The sequence below is a fragment of the Mycobacterium sp. NGS63 genome, assembly GCF_059812295.1.
Genome location: NZ_JCALCJ010000006.1, coordinates 261,117 through 276,863 on the forward strand (window position 1 = coordinate 261,117; position 15,747 = coordinate 276,863).

General features: G+C 70.3%; 16 protein-coding genes. 10 read left to right on the forward strand and 6 right to left on the reverse strand.

Features of this window, described 5'->3' with window-relative positions; translation table 11 throughout:
- Positions 1-60: 60 nt before the first annotated feature.
- A complete protein-coding gene (locus tag AC5Y4Z_RS17600; RefSeq protein WP_499965743.1) occupies positions 61-1,866 on the reverse strand; it encodes an AMP-dependent synthetase/ligase in 1,806 nt (601 codons plus the stop codon).
- A gap of 113 nt (positions 1,867-1,979) precedes the next feature.
- Between AC5Y4Z_RS17600 and AC5Y4Z_RS17605 the strand changes: the two genes are divergently transcribed.
- The 5 genes from AC5Y4Z_RS17605 to AC5Y4Z_RS17625 all read left to right on the forward strand — a co-directional run bounded on the left by AC5Y4Z_RS17605 (position 1,980) and on the right by AC5Y4Z_RS17625 (position 5,389).
- A complete protein-coding gene (locus tag AC5Y4Z_RS17605; RefSeq protein WP_499965744.1) occupies positions 1,980-2,369 on the forward strand; it encodes a polyketide cyclase / dehydrase and lipid transport in 390 nt (129 codons plus the stop codon).
- 125 nt (positions 2,370-2,494) lie between these two features.
- Complete coding sequence (locus tag AC5Y4Z_RS17610) at positions 2,495-2,929, forward strand: SRPBCC family protein (RefSeq protein ID WP_499965746.1); 435 nt, start codon at positions 2,495-2,497, stop codon at positions 2,927-2,929.
- Entirely contained in the window at positions 2,926-4,197 is a 1,272-nt protein-coding gene (locus tag AC5Y4Z_RS17615) for an ArsA family ATPase (RefSeq protein WP_499965961.1), read from the forward strand. The genes AC5Y4Z_RS17610 and AC5Y4Z_RS17615 overlap by 4 nt, the downstream gene beginning before the upstream one ends.
- Positions 4,194-4,571, forward strand: coding sequence for a hypothetical protein (locus AC5Y4Z_RS17620; protein ID WP_499965748.1), 378 nt, complete (start codon positions 4,194-4,196; stop codon positions 4,569-4,571). The genes AC5Y4Z_RS17615 and AC5Y4Z_RS17620 overlap by 4 nt, the downstream gene beginning before the upstream one ends.
- Before the next feature lie 80 nt (positions 4,572-4,651).
- Positions 4,652-5,389, forward strand: a complete 738-nt coding sequence (locus AC5Y4Z_RS17625; RefSeq protein ID WP_499965749.1) for a lysophospholipid acyltransferase family protein — start codon at positions 4,652-4,654, stop codon at positions 5,387-5,389.
- Here the strand turns inward: AC5Y4Z_RS17625 and AC5Y4Z_RS17630 are convergent, their stop codons facing one another.
- Positions 5,390-6,682 (reverse strand): glycosyltransferase 87 family protein, encoded by a 1,293-nt coding sequence (locus tag AC5Y4Z_RS17630; protein ID WP_499965750.1) that lies wholly within the window; start codon positions 6,680-6,682, stop codon positions 5,390-5,392.
- A 90-nt stretch (positions 6,683-6,772) separates the two neighbouring features.
- On the opposite strand from AC5Y4Z_RS17630, the gene AC5Y4Z_RS17635 reads away from it, so the two are divergent.
- Genes AC5Y4Z_RS17635 through AC5Y4Z_RS17645 form a run of 3 tightly spaced genes read left to right on the forward strand, consistent with a single transcriptional unit; the run spans position 6,773 to position 9,582 of the window.
- Entirely contained in the window at positions 6,773-7,663 is an 891-nt protein-coding gene (locus AC5Y4Z_RS17635) for a hypothetical protein (protein WP_499965752.1), read from the forward strand.
- Position 7,664: 1 nt separating this feature from the next.
- On the forward strand, positions 7,665-8,159 hold the full coding sequence (locus AC5Y4Z_RS17640) for a polyadenylate-specific 3'-exoribonuclease AS (RefSeq protein ID WP_499965754.1): 495 nt from the start codon (positions 7,665-7,667) through the stop codon (positions 8,157-8,159).
- 34 nt (positions 8,160-8,193) lie between these two features.
- Complete coding sequence (locus AC5Y4Z_RS17645) at positions 8,194-9,582, forward strand: class II 3-deoxy-7-phosphoheptulonate synthase (RefSeq protein ID WP_499965755.1); 1,389 nt, start codon at positions 8,194-8,196, stop codon at positions 9,580-9,582.
- An 83-nt stretch (positions 9,583-9,665) separates the two neighbouring features.
- Here AC5Y4Z_RS17645 and AC5Y4Z_RS17650 read toward each other — a convergent pair whose 3' ends face one another.
- Positions 9,666-10,871, reverse strand: coding sequence for a protein kinase domain-containing protein (locus AC5Y4Z_RS17650; RefSeq protein WP_499965756.1), 1,206 nt, complete (start codon positions 10,869-10,871; stop codon positions 9,666-9,668).
- 80 nt (positions 10,872-10,951) lie between these two features.
- Between AC5Y4Z_RS17650 and AC5Y4Z_RS17655 the strand changes: the two genes are divergently transcribed.
- Positions 10,952-11,356 (forward strand): Rv2175c family DNA-binding protein, encoded by a 405-nt coding sequence (locus AC5Y4Z_RS17655; RefSeq protein ID WP_499965758.1) that lies wholly within the window; start codon positions 10,952-10,954, stop codon positions 11,354-11,356.
- Here AC5Y4Z_RS17655 and AC5Y4Z_RS17660 read toward each other — a convergent pair.
- Both AC5Y4Z_RS17660 and idsA2 read right to left on the reverse strand, forming a co-directional pair.
- Positions 11,343-12,884: an alpha-(1->6)-mannopyranosyltransferase A gene (locus AC5Y4Z_RS17660; RefSeq protein WP_499965760.1), complete on the reverse strand. Its 1,542-nt coding sequence runs from the start codon at positions 12,882-12,884 to the stop codon at positions 11,343-11,345. The genes AC5Y4Z_RS17655 and AC5Y4Z_RS17660 overlap by 14 nt on opposite strands.
- Before the next feature lie 4 nt (positions 12,885-12,888).
- Entirely contained in the window at positions 12,889-13,938 is a 1,050-nt protein-coding gene (gene idsA2, locus AC5Y4Z_RS17665; protein WP_499965962.1) for a bifunctional (2E,6E)-farnesyl/geranyl diphosphate synthase, read from the reverse strand.
- 182 nt (positions 13,939-14,120) lie between these two features.
- On the opposite strand from idsA2, the gene AC5Y4Z_RS17670 reads away from it, so the two are divergent.
- On the forward strand, positions 14,121-15,008 hold the full coding sequence (locus AC5Y4Z_RS17670; RefSeq protein ID WP_499965761.1) for a mycobacterial-type methylenetetrahydrofolate reductase: 888 nt from the start codon (positions 14,121-14,123) through the stop codon (positions 15,006-15,008).
- Here the strand turns inward: AC5Y4Z_RS17670 and lppM are convergent.
- Positions 15,005-15,652: a lipoprotein LppM gene (gene lppM / locus AC5Y4Z_RS17675; RefSeq protein ID WP_499965963.1), complete on the reverse strand. Its 648-nt coding sequence runs from the start codon at positions 15,650-15,652 to the stop codon at positions 15,005-15,007. The two genes, AC5Y4Z_RS17670 and lppM, sit on opposite strands and share 4 nt — an antisense overlap.
- Positions 15,653-15,747 lie beyond the last annotated feature (95 nt).

Genomic DNA, 15,747 nt, shown 5'->3' on the forward strand with positions numbered 1-15,747 from the left:
CACCCGCACGCCCGGCGTGTCGGGTGCTTTTGCGTCTGCTCGCGGAGGGTGCCGCGCCGCTCAGTCCTTGGCGTAGATCGACTCGATGTCGGCGGCGAACTTCTCGGCCACCACGTTGCGCTTGACCTTCATCGTCGGCGTCAGCTCGCCGGTGTCCTCGGTGAAGTCGACGGGCAGGATGCGGAACTTGCGGATCGACTCGGCATGCGACACGGCCAGATTCGCGTTCTTGACGGCCGCGTCCACCTCGGCGAACAGGTCGGGGTCGGTGGCCAGATCGGCGACCGACGCGTCGGCGGGCTTGTGGTTGCGCTCCTTCCAGGCGCCGATCGCCTCGGGGTCGATGGTGATCAGCGCGCCGATGAACGGCTTGGCGTCGCCCACCACCATGGCCTGGCTGATTAGCGGGTGCGCCCGCAGCTGGTCCTCGAGCACCGCGGGGGCGACGTTCTTGCCGCCGGCGGTGACGATGATCTCCTTCTTGCGGCCGGTGATCGTCAAGAAGCCGTCCTCGTCGAGCGCGCCCAGGTCCCCGGTCTTGAACCAGCCGTCGGTGAACGCGTCGGCGGTGGCCTGCTCGTTGCGCCAGTAGCCGCCGAACACCACGCCGCCGCGGACCAGCAGCTCGCCGTCGGCGGCGATGCGCATGCTGTTGCCGGGCAACAACGTTCCGACGGTGCCGATCTTGACGTTGCCCACCTGGTTGACCGTGATGGCCGAGCTGGTTTCGGTCAGGCCGTAGCCCTCGTGGATGGTCAGGCCCACGCCGCGGTAGAAGTGGCCCAGCCGCGCGCCCAGCGGCGCGCCGCCCGAGACGGACGCGTGACACTCGCCGCCCAGCGCCGCGCGCAGCTTGTGGTAGACGAGGCGGTCGAACAGCGTGTGGCGGGCGCGCAGCAGCAGGCCGGGCCGGCGGCCGTGGTCGTGGGCCTGGCTCCAGTCGACGGCGGTCTGCACGGCCATCGCGAAGATGCGCCCCTTGCCGTCGGTGGCGGCGTTTTGTTCGGCGGTGTTGTACACCTTCTCGAACACCCGCGGCACCGACACCACCACCGTCGGCTTGAACACCGCCAGCATCGGCAGCAGGTTCTTGATGTCGCTGGTGAACCCGACCGTCACCTTGTTGGCGAACGCGGACAGGGTCAGCGACCGGGCCAGCACGTGGGCCAGCGGCAGAAAGACCAGCAGCCGCTGCCCCTCGTCGAGCAGCGTGGGCAGGGATTCCTTGGCGCCCCGGCTCTCGTAGAGCAGGTTGGAATGGGTGAGCTGGCACCCCTTGGGCCGCCCGGTGGTGCCCGAGGTGTAGATCAGCGTCGCCGGGTCGTCGGCGCGCAGCGCCTCGAGGCGGGCGGTCAGCTCGGCGGGCTCCACGCCGGCACCGGCCTCGGCGAGCTGGTCGAGCGCCTTGGGGCCCGCCCCGTCGATGTGCAGCACCCGGCGCAGGCTGGGCAGCTCGGCGGTGAGCTCGGTGACCGTCGCGGCGTGCGCATCGGTCTCGGCGAAGGCCAGCACGGCCTCGGAGTCCTGCAGCACCCAGCGCACCTGTTCGGCCGAGGACGTCTCGTAGATCGGCACGGTGACCGCGCCGACCGACAGGATCGCGAGGTCCAGGATCGCCCACTCGTAGCGGGTGGCCGAGAAGACGCACACCCGGTCACCGGCCTGCACCCCCAGGGAGATCAGGCCCAGCGCCGCCGCGCGAACCTGGGTGGCCGCCTCGGCGCACGTGACGTCGGTCCACGCGCCGTCGACCTGACGGCGGAAGATGACGAAGCCGGGGTCGTTGCGTTCGTGCTCGAACACCATGGCCGCGACGTTTTCGCGCTCGCCGACGGTAAACCGGGCGGGGACACTGTACTCACGCACTGTGATGACCTCGATCGAAGTAGTGACGTTGCGCGACCCGCTTCGGGTCGGTTTGCTGCCGCCCAGCCTAATCCGCGGACTCGCGCTTTAGGCCGGTGTGTGAAGCTGGGGCGATGAACAGCATCCAGATCGCCGACCAGACGTTCGTCGCCGCCGACGGCGCGCGGGTGGGTGCCGCGGTCAGCGACCCGTCGTGCTGGCGTCGGTGGTGGCCGGACCTGCGGCTGCAGGTCGTGGAGGAGCGCGCCGAAAAGGGCATCCGGTGGGCGGTCACGGGCGCGTTGACCGGCACCATGGAGATCTGGCTGGAGCCCTCGCTGGACGGGGTGGTGCTGCACTATTTCCTGCACGCCGAGCCCACCGGGGTGGCGGCCTGGCAGCTGGCCAAGCTCAACCTGGCGAAGATGACACACCGCCGCCGGGTGGCCGGCAAGAAAATGGCCTTCGAGGTCAAAAGGACGGTGGAACGGTCGCGTCCGGTCGGCGTTTCTCCGGTAGTTTGACTTCGATCGAGGTATGCCGGTAGGAGTACCGTTTCGGCGCGGCGGTCGGGGTAGTCCTATATATCGCGGACACGCGCGGCGATGCGCGGGGCACCACCCGCGGCGGGAGAGAGGGCAGCAGCCAGGTGGCGGAGAAGACGACGCAGACCATCCACATCGAAGCCGATCCGAACACGGTGCTCGATGTCATCGCCGACATCGACTCCTACCCGGAGTGGATCTCGGAGTACAAGGAAGCCGAGGTGCAGGAGCGCGGCGCCGACGGCTACCCGAAGGTCGTGCGGTTCGTGATGGACGCCGGCGTCATCAAAGACACCATGGTCATGTCCTACCAGTGGCCAAAAGACCGCCAGTCGCTGAGCTGGACCCTGGTCTCCAGCTCGCTGCTGCGATCCCTCGAGGGCTCATATCGGTTGGCCGCCAAGGGATCTGGCACCGACGTCACCTATGAACTCTCGGTCGACCTCGCCGTCCCGATGATCGGCTTGCTCAAGCGCAAAGCCGAGCGCAGGCTGACCGACACCGCGTTGAAAGATCTGAAGAAACGAGTCGAGGGCTGAGTGAGACCACCGAGTCCAGCGCGCCCGTCCCAGCCCGGATCAGTCTTTTCGTCGGTAAGGGTGGGGTAGGCAAGTCCACGCTGGCATCCGCCACCGCGGTCTGCGACGCGGGCGCGGGACGACGGGTGCTGGTGGTCTCCACCGACCAGGCGCACTCGCTGGGCGACGTGCTGGGCGTCGCGGTACCGCCGACCGGCCAGGGCGAACTGGTCCGGGTGCTCGCCGATGACGCCGAGGCCGGCGGCGGCTTCCTCGACGCCCTGGCGCTGGACACCCTGGCCCTGCTCGAGGCCCGGTGGCGCGGCGTGGTCAACACCCTGGACCGCCGGTTTGCCGACTCCGAGCTGAGTACCATTGCGCCCGAAGAGCTTTCGGCCTTGCCGGGCGTTCAGGAGGTGTTGGGCCTGCACGCCGTCGGCGAGCTCGCCGCCTGCGGGCGATGGGACCGCATCGTCGTCGACTGCGCCTCGACCGCCGACGCGCTGCGCATGCTGACCCTGCCCGCCACCTTCGGGCTCTACGTGGAGCGCGCGTGGCCGCGCCATCGCAGGCTGTCCATCGCCGCCGACGACGCCCGCTCGGCCGCGGTCGTGGAGCTGCTGGAGCGGATCAGCGCCAGCGTCGAGCGCCTGGGCGCGCTGCTGACCGACGGCGAGCTGGTCACCGCGCACCTGGTGCTGACGCCCGAGCGGGTGGTGGCCGCCGAGGCGGTGCGGACGCTGGGGTCGCTGGCGCTGATGGGCGTGCGGGTCGAGGAGCTGATCGTCAACCAGGTGCTCACCGAGGACGAGTCCTACGAGTACCACAACCTGCCCGAGCACCCGGCGTTCTACTGGTACGCCGAACGCATCGCCGAACAACGCGTCGTCCTCGACGAACTCGACGCCGCCATCGGCGACGTGGCGCTGGTGCTGACCCCGCACCTGTCCGGCGAGCCGATCGGCCCCAAGGCGCTGGCCTCGCTGATCGACGGCGCCCGCCGGCGCGGCGGCGCGCCGCCGCCCGGACCGCTGCGCCCCGTCGTCGACCTGGAATCCGGGTCGGGGCTTGGGTCGATCTACCGGATGCGGCTAACGTTGCCCCAGCTCGATCCTTCGGGGCTGGCGTTGGGCCGTGTCGACGACGACCTGATCATCAGCGCCGGAGGGTTGCGGCGCCGGGTCCGGTTGGCGTCCGTCCTGCGGCGCTGCACGGTGCTCGACGCGCACCTGCGGGGGACCGAGCTGACAGTCCGCTTTCGACCGGATCCGGAGGTGTGGCCGAAATGAACGGGTCTCATCCCGAAATCGGTCCCGAGCTGCGCCGGCTCGCCCAGGCGATCCTGGACGGCATCGACCCGGCGGTACGGGCGGCGGCCGCGCTGACGGCGGGGGCCGGCGCCGGAACCGGCAAGTGCCAACAGGTGTGGTGCCCGGTGTGCGCGCTGGCCGCGCTGGCGACGGGTGAGCAACACCCGTTGCTCACCGTGATCGCCAACCACAGCGTGGCTTTGCTGGAGGTGATCCGCGGCATCGTCAACGACGTCAACGACATCGACCTCTCGCCGCAACCGCCCCCGGACGGCCCGGGCGGGCAGACCCCCGCGGCGGACGGCGCGGTGCAGACCCGCTACCAGCCGATCCCGGTCACCGTCGAGGAGTGACCCGACGGCCGAAGGTGGTCGGTTGGGCCGCGGGTCGGTACAGTTGGCCAGAACAACGGGGGCGGGCGAGAGGGAGGGCCATGTGGTACTGGCTATTCAAGTACATCCTGCTCGGCCCGTTGCTCTCCCTGCTCGGTCGGCCGAAAGTCGAAGGCCTGGAACATGTTCCGACTTCGGGGCCGGCGATATTGGCCAGTAATCACCTGGCGGTGATGGACAGTTTCTTCCTGCCGCTGGTGGTCCGGCGGCGCATCACGTTTCTCGCGAAGTCCGAATATTTCACCGGCACCGGGCTGAAGGGCTGGTTCAGCCGGTGGTTCTTCACCGCCGTCGGGCAGGTGCCGATCGACCGCACCGACGCCGACGCCGCCCAGGCCGCGCTGACCACGGCCGAGCAGGTGCTGGGGCAGGGCAAGCTGCTGGGCATGTATCCCGAGGGCACGCGCTCGCCCGACGGCCGGCTCTACAAGGGCAAGACCGGCCTGGCCCGGCTGGCGTTGCAGACCGGGGTCCCGGTGATTCCGGTGGCGATGATCGGCACCAACGTGGTCAACCCGCCGGGCACGACGATGCTGCGCTTCGGGCGGGTCACCGTCCGCTTCGGCGAGCCGATGGACTTCTCCCGCTTCGACGGCCTGGCCGGCAACCGCTTCATCGAGCGGGCCGTCACCGACGAGGTCATCTACGAGCTGATGGGGCTCTCCGGCCAGGAGTACGTCGACATCTATGCCGCCAGCGTCAAGGAACGCGGCCCGGAAGCGGCCGGCGACCACCCGACGGGCGAGGCCGCCCGGATCCCCGAGACGGCCGTCGGCTAATCAGTCGGATCCGCTGGCGGCCGGCACCGGCGCCGGCGACGCCGTCGCCGTACCCTCCGGCGTGGCCCGCGCGGTCACGGTCCATCCGGCCGCGGCGATGACGGCCAGGGCCCACCACACATAGGACGCCCCGACCAGTTGGTGCCACAGGTTCGCCGTGGTCTCGTGATGCTTGGGCAGCAGGTCGATCGGCGACCACCTCATCAACGCCACCCCGGCGGCGGCGAGCGCGGCCAGGGCCAGGTTGCGGCGCCGCCACGCCACCGCCGCCGTCACCAGCACCGTCGGCAGCGCCCACACCCAATGGTGTGACCAGGACACGGGCGAGACCACCAACCCGAACAGGGCGACACAGATCACCGCCACGATGGGCTCGCCGGCCCGCAGCACCCGCCGCATCGCCCAGACCGTCAACGCCAGCACCAGCAGGCACGCGACGACCCACAGCCCGAAGCGCTGGTGCTCGTCGAGCCCGAACCGGGCCAGCGTGCCCGCGATGTTCTGGTCGGTGTTCAGCGCGGCCTCACCGATGCGGTCGGTGTGGTGGACGGTATGCGTCCAGTACTCCCACGAGTCGCCGGGCGCCAGCGCGAAGCCCAGCAGGGTGGCCCCCGCGAACGACGCGAGCGCGGTCAGCGCCGCGCGGTTGTCGCGGCGCAGCAGGAAGTACAGCAGGAACACCGCCGGGGTGAGCTTCAGCGCGATCCCCAGGCCCAGCAGCAGCCCGCGCGGCCAGGGCAGCCGGCGCGGCACGCAGTCGGCGAGCACGAGCGTCATCAGCACGACGTTGATCTGGCCGAACGCGAAATTCGAGACGATCGGTTCCATCCACAGCGTCGCCGCCGCGGTGACCAGCACGGCCAACCACAGCCGGCGCAGCCACGCGGGGCCGGGCAGCGCGGCCGACGTGTCCCACACGCCCAGGCCGGTTAGCACGATCGTCGTCGAGACGATCAGCAAGACCAACGTCAACACCGTGATCGCGACGCTGGCCGCCGGCATGTGCAGCCAGGAGAACGGGCAGAACACGATGGCCGCCAGCGGGGGATAAGTGAACGGCAGGTTCAGCCCGATGGGGGTGTGGAACAACACGTTGCCCCGATAGAGCGGACGCCCGTCCAGCCAGGCCTGCCCGCCCATCTGATAGATGTCGATGTCGATGCGGTAGGGCGTGTGCCCGAACAGCTGCCCGGCCACGTAATACAGCGCCGCGGCGGCCAGCAGCCACAGCACGCACCACAGCAGAACGCGCCCGGGTTGACTGCCCGCGCCGGGCGCCCGCCATGTACTCATGTCCAGAACAGCGTAATCGGTGCCCACGCGCGCCCCGTGTCGCAGCGCGGCTCACGCGCTGCGTTGCCAGGCAGGCGTAGGTTTTCAAGGGTGTTCCACTGGTTCGTGTACGGGGTTTCCCACTGGTTCGCCCATGACATCCACCAGGGCGGCCGGCTGCCCCTGCTGTGCTGCCTGGTCGCGTTCATCCTGACGTTCTTCGTCACCCGCAGTTTCGTGCGCGTGATCCGCCACCGCGCCCAGACGGGGCGCCCGACGCGGTGGTGGCACCCGCGCAATGTCCACATCGGTGGGGTGCACATCCACCACGTGACGTTCGGGGTGCTGCTGGTGCTGGTCTCCGGGCTGACGCTGGTGACCCTGTCGGTCGACGGGCACGAGCCCGAATTCATTTTAGTGGCAACGCTTTTCGGTATCGGTGCCGCGCTGGTGCTCGACGAGTACGCGTTGATTCTGCACCTGTCCGACGTCTACTGGTCCGAGGACGGGCGCACCTCGGTGGACGCGGTCTTCGCCGCGGTGGCGGTGGCCGGCCTGTTGATGCTGGGCCTGCACCCGCTGATGTTCTTCCTGCCGGTCTGGCACGGCGCCGATTCATGGGCGCTGCGCGCCGGCGTGGGCGGCGCTCTGGCACTGGCGCTGCCGCTGGCGGTGGTGGTGGTGCTCAAGGGCAAGGTGTGGACGGGTTTGCTGGGCATGTTCGTCGTCGTCCTGCTGGTCGTCGGGGCGATCCGGCTGTCGCGCCCCCATGCGCCGTGGGCGCGGTGGCGCTACACCGACCAGCCCGACAAGATGCGCCGCGCGCTGCAGCGGGAGCGCAGGCTGCGCCGCCCGGTGGTGCGCGCCAAGCTGTGGGTGCAGTGCGCGATCGCGGGCACCCCGCGCCTGCCCGACAGCCGCGCCGTCGACGCCCGGCTCGACCAGGACGTGCACCCGGCGCCCGCGCCCACCGGGCCGATCCTCATCGGCAAACGGGCCTGAGGTGCGCTACTTCTACGACACCGAATTCATCGAGGACGGCCGCACCATCGAACTGATCTCGATCGGGGTGGCCGCCGAGGACGGCCGCGAGTACTACGCGGTGTCCACCGAATTCGATCCCGAGCGCGCCGGGAGCTGGGTCCGCGCCAACGTGCTGCCCAAGCTGCCGTCCCCGTCGTCGCAGCTATGGCGCTCGCGCAAGCAGATCCGCACGGATCTCGAGGAGTTCTTCGGGGTCGAGACCGGCGAGCCGATCGAGCTGTGGGCGTGGGTGGGGGCGTACGACCACGTCGCCCTGTGCCAGCTCTGGGGCGCGATGCCGGCCCTGCCGGCGGCGATACCCCGCTTCACCAGGGAATTGCGGCAGTTGTGGGAGGAGCGGGGATCCCCGCGGATGCCGCCACGGTCGCGCGACGCCCACGACGCCCTGGTCGACGCCCGCGATCAGCTGCGCCGGTTCCGGTTGATCGCGTCGGGGGAGCCGCGTTCGCCCTGATCAAGCAGCGCCGCGGCTTGGTTACCATAGACGGGTGAACTGGACCGTCGACATCCCGATCGACCAGCTGCCGTCGCTGCCGCCGCTGTCGACCGAACTTCGCGCGCGGCTGGACGCCGCGCTGGCCAAGCCGGCCGCGCAGCAGCCCAGCTGGCCCGCCGAGCAGGCCGCGGCGATGCGCACGGTCCTGGAGAGCGTGCCGCCGGTGACGGTGCCGTCGGAGATCGTCCGGCTGCAGGAGCAGCTGGCCCAGGTCGCGCGCGGTGAGGCCTTCCTGCTGCAGGGCGGCGACTGCGCGGAGACGTTCGTCGACAACACCGAACCCCACATCCGCGGCAACATCCGCACCCTGCTGCAGATGGCCGTCGTCTTGACCTACGGCTCGAGCATGCCGGTGGTCAAGGTGGCCCGCATCGCGGGCCAGTACGCCAAGCCCCGGTCGGCCGACGTCGACGCGCTGGGGCTGCGGTCCTACCGCGGCGACATGATCAACGGCTTCGCCCCGGACGCCGCCGCGCGCGAGCACGACCCGTCGCGGCTGGTGCGCGCCTACGCCAACGCCAGCGCGGCGATGAACCTGGTGCGGGCGCTGACGTCGTCGGGGCTGGCGTCGCTGCACCTGGTGCACGACTGGAACCGGGAGTTCGTCCGGACCTCCCCGGCCGGCGCGCGGTACGAGGCGCTGGCCACGGAGATCGACCGGGGCCTGCGGTTCATGAGCGCCTGCGGGGTGGCCGACCGCAACCTGCAGACCGCCGAGATCTACGCCAGCCACGAGGCTTTGGTGCTCGACTACGAGCGGGCCATGCTGCGGCTGTCCGACGTCGAGGGCGGGGAGCCGCAGCTGTACGACCTGTCGGCGCACACCGTGTGGATCGGCGAGCGCACCCGCCAGCTCGACGGCGCGCACGTCGCGTTCGCCGAGGTGATCGCCAACCCGATCGGGGTCAAGATCGGCGCGACGATGACCCCGGAGCTGGCCGTCGAGTACGTCGAGCGGCTCGACCCGCACAACAAGCCCGGGCGGCTGACGCTGGTGAGCAGGCTGGGCAACAACAAGGTGCGCGACCTGCTGCCGCCCATCGTGGAGAAGGTCCAGGCCACCGGGCACCAGGTGATCTGGCAGTGCGATCCGATGCACGGCAACACCCACGAGTCGTCCAACGGCTACAAGACCCGGCATTTCGACCGCATCGTCGACGAGGTGCAGGGGTTCTTCGAGGTGCATCGCGCGCTGGGCACCCACCCCGGCGGCATCCACGTGGAGATCACCGGCGAGAATGTCACCGAGTGTCTCGGTGGGGCGCAAGACATTTCCGACCTGGACCTGGCCGGGCGCTACGAGACGGCGTGCGACCCGCGGCTGAACACCCAGCAGTCGCTGGAGCTGGCCTTCCTGGTCGCCGAGATGCTGCGCGACTAGCTCTCGTCGGATGCCGAGCGCCCGTGTCTGTACAGTGACACGCCGGCGCGGCCGTGCATTTGCGGACGCTCGCGGGAGAAAAGTCAGAGCAGCCCGCTGAGGTTGCTGCCGATCGTCCAGGCCACCGTCGCGGCCAGGCCGGTGAGCGCCAGCACGACGGCCACCCACACCAGCACCATGCGCCGGGCGTGCTGGCGGGCCCACACGAATTCGCTGATCGGGATTCCGGCGAATTCGCCTGAGACCGGCTGGTATTCGTATTCGTCGGGCTCGGGGACGGGGTCGGCCGGGCGCGCCGGTTCGGCCCAGTCCCCGCGGGTCAGCTGGCGGGTGGGCTGGCGGACCGGCTGCCGAGGGCGCTGGCTCATCCGGCTGTGGTGCAGCGCCGCCGAGCGGTGCTGGGCGGAGTTGCGCGGCGCCGGCACCCGGAAGTCCGGCAGGGCCAGTTCCGCGGCGATCGCATCCAGATCGGCGCCCATCTCCATTGCGTCGGCGTATCGCTCGGCGGGGTCGCGCGCGGTGGCTCGCTCGATCAGCTCGTCGAATTGCGTTGGCACACCGTCGATCACCGCGCCGGCCGGCGGCACGTCGGCGTCCAGCCGCCGGTAGGCGATCGACAACGCCGAGTCTCCGGTGAACGGCGTGCGCCCGGTCAGCAGCTCATAGGTGAGGATCCCGACGGAGTAGACGTCGCTGCGCGGGCCGGCGTTGCCGTCGCGCACCTGCTCGGGCGACAGGTAGGCCGCGGTGCCCAGAATGACGCTGGTGGAGGTGATTCCGGCGGCCGCGACGGCGCGCACCAGCCCGAAATCGGCGATCTTGACGTCGCCGTCGTCGGAGATCAGCACGTTCTCCGGCTTGACGTCGCGATGCACCAGCCCGGCCCGGTGCGCGGCGGCCAGCCCGCCCAGCACCGGGCGCAGCACCGCTGCCACGGCGTGCGGCGGCATCGGGCCGCGCTCGGCCAGCAGCTCGCGCAGCGTCCCGCCCTCGATGAGCTCCATCACCAAAAACGGGTGCCGGGCGTCGGTGCCTTGGTCGTAAACCGCGACCAGGCCAGGGTTTTTCAGCCGGGCGACCGTGCGGGCTTCGAGCCGGAAGCGGGTCAGGAACTGGTCGTCGCCGGCGTAGCGCGAGTCCATGATCTTCACCGCGACCGGGCGGTCGAGCCGGACGTCGAGGCCGCGGTACACCGTCGAGGTGCCGCCGCTGGCGATCCTGGACTCGACGCGGTAGCGGCCGTCCAGCAACGTGCCCTCCAAGGGGTCTCCCGTCCCGGTTGCGGCCACGGGGCCATCGTAGGTGTGGCTGTGCAATCCGGCGCGCAACCTGGGTCCCAATGCGCCGAGCAGGGCCTACACTTGCGCTGATGAGCAGTATTCCGGCCGGCGACGACGTACTGGATCCCGACGAGCCAACCTACGATTTGGCGCGGGTCGCCGAGTTGCTCGGCGTGGCGGTCAGCAAGGTGCAGCAGCAACTGCGGGAGGGGCACCTGGTCGCGGTGCGGCGCGGCGGCGGTGTGGTGGTGCCGCAGGTGTTCTTCACCAACTCCGGCGAGGTGGTCAAGAGCCTGCCGGGGTTGCTGACGATCCTGCACGACGGCGGCTACCGCGACACCGAGATCGTGCGCTGGCTGTTCACCCCCGACCCGTCGCTGACGATCACCCGCGACGGCACCCGCGATGCGGTCAGCAACGCCCGCCCCGTCGACGCGCTGCACGCGCACCAGGCGCGCGAGGTCGTGCGCCGCGCGCAGGCTATGGCGTACTGACGGCCTGCGGCGCGCGAGGTTCCGGGGGCTCCGGCTGCTTTGGCGTCCGGTACAGCGCGTAGCCGGCCGCAAGCGCACAGGCTGCCGCCAGCGCGACGTGCAGCCACGAGTACATGCCGTGCGACCCATCGGGTTTGAAGATCACCATGACCCAGGTCGACAGGCCGGCGACGACGGCGACCGCGCGCCGCGACTGGGCCAGCGGCGCCACCACCGCCAGCGGCCAGGAGTAGTACCACGGCAGGGCGGCGGGGACGAACAGCACCACGACGAGCATCGACGCCGCGATCCCGGTCAGCGCGGCGCGGTCGTCGCGCCGGAACCGCCACCACAACAGCGGCAACGACACCGCGATGATGCCGATGCCGACGAGGCGGGTGATGCGCAGCGTGGCATAGAAGTTCACCGGGAACAGCCCGCTGCCGACGGCGTGGATCAGGTTGGCGATCGCGGTCGGCACGGTCAGCCAGTTGATGATCTTCACCGACCCCGCCAGCGCGGTCAGCCACCCCAGCCCGACCCCGGCCACGGCGGACAGCGCCGCGAACACGACGGCGAAGATCGCCAGCGACGCGGCGGTGGCCGCCAGGAACGCCGGGACGGGCCGATACCCGCGGCGCTCGCGCAGATGCCGCGCCCACACCCACACCAGGAACGGCAGGGAGATCCCGGCGGTCGCCTTGACCGCGATCGCCACGGTGATCGACACGATGCCGAGGATGTGGCGCCCGGCGAAGGTGAGTGCGATCCCGGCGGCCATCAAACCCACCATCAGCATCTCGTTGTGCACCCCGCCCATCAAATGGATGAGCACGAGCGGGTTGAGGACGCAGATCCACAGCGCCAGTGCGCCGTTGTTGCCCAGGTGGCGGGCCAGGCGCGGGGTGGCCCACATCAGCAGCGCCAGGCCGGGCAGCATGCACAGGCGCAGCAGCATCGTCCCGGCGATGACGTGATTGCCGACGGCCATCGTGACCAGCCGCGCGATCAGGATGAACGCCGGCCCGTAGGGCGCGGTGGTGATCGTCCAGATGGGACTCACGTTGTCCAGCAACGGGTTTGGGTTGGCCACCGGGCCCACGGCGTAGGGGTCGAAGCCGTCGCGCAGCAGCGCGCCCTGCGCCAGATACGAGTAGGTGTCGCGGCTGAAGACGGGTACGGACAGCAGCAGCGGCGCCAGCCAGAAGGCGGTGGTCGCTCGCATGGTGAACTCGGTCGCGTTCCCGGCCAGCGCGTGGCGGCCCAGGCGCACCCACGCGATCAGCATGAGGCCCACGCCCGTCCACAACACGATCGACGACAGCACCAGCCCGTGGCCGAAGCGCAGCCAGGACAGGTGCAGCGCTTCCAGCAGGGGGTCGTGCGGCTTGGTGCTGCCCGCCCCCAGACCGCCCGCGGTGATCAGCACCGAGCCCACAAAGCCCAGCCGCGCCGGCCTCGCCTCCGGTGTCGTCCAGAACGCGGCGAGCTGCGAAAGATGCTGGGCCACAGGACGTTTTGTCAGGGGCGGATCGGCGGAGGTCGTCATCGGCTCACGCGGACCGGTTGGTGGCCATCCCGGCCAGCTGGGCCAGCCCCGTCTTGGCCGCGGCGTTGATGGGCGCGGCGTCCAGCGTGGCCAGCGCCCGTTCGGTCAGCGCGGCGATGCGTTGCTCGGCCGCGGCCAGCGCGCCCACCGACTCGATGACGTCGCGAAGCTTCCCCACCTGCGCGTCGGTCAGCTCCGCGCCGATCGAGCTGCGTAACAGGTTGGCAGCCAACGGATCCGATTTGTCGGCCAGCTCCACCGCCTCGGCCAGCAGCACGGTCCGCTTGCCGGACCTCAGGTCGTCGCCGGACGGCTTGCCGGTCACCGCCGGGTCCCCGAACACGCCGAGCACGTCGTCGCGCAGCTGGAACGCCACGCCCAGGTCGGTGCCGAATTCGGCGAACACGGACTGCACGTCGGGCCGGTCGGCGGCGGCGGCCGCGCCGAGTTGCAGCGGTCGCGCCACGGTGTAGCAGGCGGTCTTGAAGGTGTCGACTTTCATCGCCGACGCGATCGACTCGGCGGCGCTGGCCTCGGCGACGATGTCGAGGTACTGCCCGCCCAGCACCTCGGTGCGGATGTCGGCCCACACGCGCCGCACCCGCCGCTGGGCCTCGGCGGGGACGCCCAGCCCGAAAACGATGTCGTCGGCCCAGGCCAGCGCGAGGTCGCCGAGCAGGATGGCCGCCGACATCCCGAACCGTTCGGGTGATCCGCGCCACCGCCGGTCGCGGTGCAGCGCCGCGAAGCGGACGTGGGTCGTCGGGCGGCCGCGGCGGGTGGCGGAGTCGTCGATCACGTCGTCGTGCACCAGCGCGCAGGCGTGCAGCAGCTCCAGCGCGGAAAACAGCAGCAGCGCTTCGGGATCGGGCTCGCCGTCGGCCACCGACCGCCAGCCCCAATAGGCGAAGGCCGGCCGCAGCCGCTTGCCGCCGCCCAGCACGAAGTCTTCGAGCGCGGCGATCAGGGCGTCGTAGTCGGCGCCGATGTGGGCGCTCTGGGCGCGCCGCTGGTGCAGATACCGCCGAAGTTGTTCGGTGATGGCTCCGGTCAGCTCGACGGTGGCCGCCGCTGCTGCGGCTTTTGGGCTCAGCGCGGCGCCCCTTTCTGCTCGATAGGTCCCTGGGTCGACAGTGTATGTCGCCGAGGCCGCCCCCAGTTGCTTCGAGTACCTCACTATCCTGCCCCTATGCTGTCGGGGGTTGTCTGGCAGTTGTCCCGCTGGAGAGGAGCCGCGTGACGCTCAACACCATCGCGCTCGAGTTGGTGCCCCCCAATGTGGAAGACGGGCGGGAGCGCGCGCTCGAGGACGCGCGAAAAGTGGTGCGCTACTCCGCCGAAGCCGGACTCGACGGCCGCATCCGGCACGTCATGATCCCCGGAATGATCGCCGAGGACGACGACCGTCCCGTCGCGATGAAGCAGAAACTGGACGTGCTCGACTTCTGGTCGATCATCAAGCCGGAGCTGCCCGGGTTGCGCGGCCTGTGCACGCAGGTGACCGCGTTCATGGACGAGGCGTCGCTGCGCCAACGGCTCACCGACCTGTGCGGCGCCGGAATGGAGGGCGTGGTCTTCGTGGGCGTCCCGCGCACCATGAACGACGGCGAGGGCTCCGGCGTCGCGCCGACCGACGCCCTGTCGATCTATCGCGAGCTGGTGACCAACCGCGGCGTCATCGTCATCCCCACCCGCGACGGCGAGCAGGGCCGGCTCAACTTCAAGTGCAACCAGGGCGCGACGTACGGCATGACGCAGCTGCTGTACTCCGACGCGATCGTGGGCTTTTTGTCCGACTTCGCCAAAAACACCGATCATCGGCCCGAGATCCTGCTGTCCTTCGGGTTCGTGCCGAAGGTCGAGACCCGCGTCGGCCTGATCAACTGGCTGATCCAGGACCCGGGCAACTCCGCGGTGGCCGACGAGCAGGCGTTCGTCCAGCAGTTGGCCGCGGCCGAACCGGACCAGAAGCGCCGCCTGATGGTCGACCTCTACAAGCGGGTGATCGACGGTGTCGGCGAGCTCGGCTTCCCGCTGAGCATCCATTTCGAGGCGACCTACGGGGTTTCCGGGCCGGCTTTCCAGACCTTCGCGGAGATGCTGGCCTACTGGTCGCCGGCCTAGCCGGGCGGTTGGTCGCGCGGTCCGGTGAGCCGCGGGGAGCGGTCGCGGCTGACCCAGGCCAGCACCGCAACCACGCCGGCCGCCGCGAACGACGCGATGCCCAGCCACACGCCCGCGCCGGTGAAGTTGCGGGTGTTGGGGTCGGTGTAGCGGGCGTTGGCGGTCATGGTGCTCACCACGCCCGGCTTGAGCTTCCACGAGACGACGTCGGGTTCGACGCGGTCGCCGTTGGTGGAGGTCACCACGCCGGGGAAGGCGACGGTCAGCTCGACGTCGGCGTCGGAGTCGGTCACCGACGTCAGGTCCGCGCGCCCCTCCAGGATCACCAGGTTGCCGTTGCGGCGCAGCGACAGGTTCACGCCCTGGGCGTCGGAGTTCATGTTCGCCAGCTGCGGCATCTCGGCGAAGGTCAGATCGGAGAACACCGCCTGCGACCCCACGTAGCCGTCGCTGTCGTAGGTCGACACGGCCACCTTCTGGCCGAACGGCAGATTGCTGCTTTCCAGCTGGGGGCCGGTGTCCTTGGGGGTCTTCGGTTTGGCCGCGGCGATGATCTCCCCGGACACCAGGTCGTCGGGCGAGATGGTGAGCGACGCCCGCACGCGCAGGCACCCGCTGGCCAGGGGCACGATCAGCAGCAGCATCGCGATGGCCAGCGCGCGCCGGCGCCGGGGCGTGAACAACGTCGTCCGGTGGGCGCGGGCCCGGGGAGCGCTGGCGTGCACGACGTCATCGTGCC